Consider the following 1151-nt stretch of genomic DNA (forward strand, 5'->3'; position numbering starts at 1 on the left):
CGGCCGACGGAGGCACCGCCATGAACTGCCCCAACTGCGGCTCGCTGATGGACGACCGGGGGCGGCAGCTGGTCTGCCACTCGTGCGGCGCCGTGATCGGCAAGTAACCTGGGCGCCATGAGCAGTCAGGTCCACCACTCGCGCTACTGCCCGACCTGCGGCACGCCGGTCAAGGACGGCCCGTGCGGCGGGTACGTGTGCACGCTCTGCTACACCGTGGAGGAGCCGCCCGGTGCGGTCACGGACCGCACCGAGTGGCGGCGCACCAAGCAGCAGCGGATGGCCGCGGCCCGCGCGGTGTGGGAGCGCGAAGGACTGCTCACGGCAGACTGAGCCGCCGGACCTGGCCCGGAGCGCGGACGGCGGGGACACCACGGGATGCGGTGCCGCCCGCCGCCGACGCTCAGCCGGTCAGCAGGCCGTTACCGGGGTCGCCGGTTCGGGAGCCGGGCCGCCGGTCCGTTCGACAGCCTGCTCGTAGTCGGTGAGGGCGTAGCCGTACTGGCCGCAGACCGCGAGCAGCGCCGCCCGGTCGGTGAGTGCCAGCGCGAGCGCCGCGGCGCCGCCGGTCCCGGACCGTTCGTGCAGCCGCCGGGCCAGCGCCACGCCCCGGTCGAACCCGGGCAGCAGCGTCTCCAGCAGCGGGCCGCCGCCCGCCTCGGTCTCCACCGCAGTACGGACCAGCAGCCTGCGGTGGAGCGCGACCAACGGGCCGAGGTGGGCGCCGGGGTCGGCGTCCGCCTGCGGCAGGAGGGCGGCGACCTCCGCCGCCAGCGCGTCGCGGCCGTCGCGGTACCCCCGCCGGACACCGGGTGACCACGCGGTGGTGGGCATCCCGAAGGCCGGGCCGGGGGCGCCCGCCTCGGCGGTCTCGGCGGCGGCGCCGGACAGCGCCAACAACGCCGACCAGTGGACCCGCCCGTCGCCGGTCCAGGCCCTGCGCTCGCCACGGGTTGCGAGGGCGGCGAACAGGGCGAGGGCCTCCTGCCGGACCTCGGCGGCGCGCCCGTGCCGCCCGGCGGCCGACAGCTGCCCGGCGAACCGGACGGTGCTCTGCAGCAGCCGGGCCGTCGGCCCGCCCTCGCCCTCGGCCTCGGCACGGTCCAGGCCGACCAGTTCGGCGAGGACGGCGACCGCCTCCGCGCCGCGCC

1 protein-coding gene and 1 pseudogene are annotated in these 1151 nt (G+C 77.5%); one reads left to right on the forward strand and one right to left on the reverse strand.

The window, feature by feature from the left end:
• Positions 1 to 117 precede the first annotated feature (117 nt).
• The gene (locus tag AA75_RS42765) at positions 118 to 333 is read left to right on the forward strand and encodes a hypothetical protein (protein WP_033825949.1); all 216 of its coding nucleotides are present in this window, start codon (positions 118 to 120) and stop codon (positions 331 to 333) included.
• A gap of 78 nt (positions 334 to 411) precedes the next feature.
• On the opposite strand, the pseudogene AA75_RS50590 reads toward AA75_RS42765, so the two are convergent.
• Positions 412 to 1151: pseudogene (locus AA75_RS50590) on the reverse strand (hypothetical protein); the annotation flags it as partial.

This window comes from Kitasatospora sp. MBT63, from assembly GCF_000710465.2.
Taxonomy (GTDB): Bacteria; Actinomycetota; Actinomycetes; order Streptomycetales; family Streptomycetaceae; genus Kitasatospora.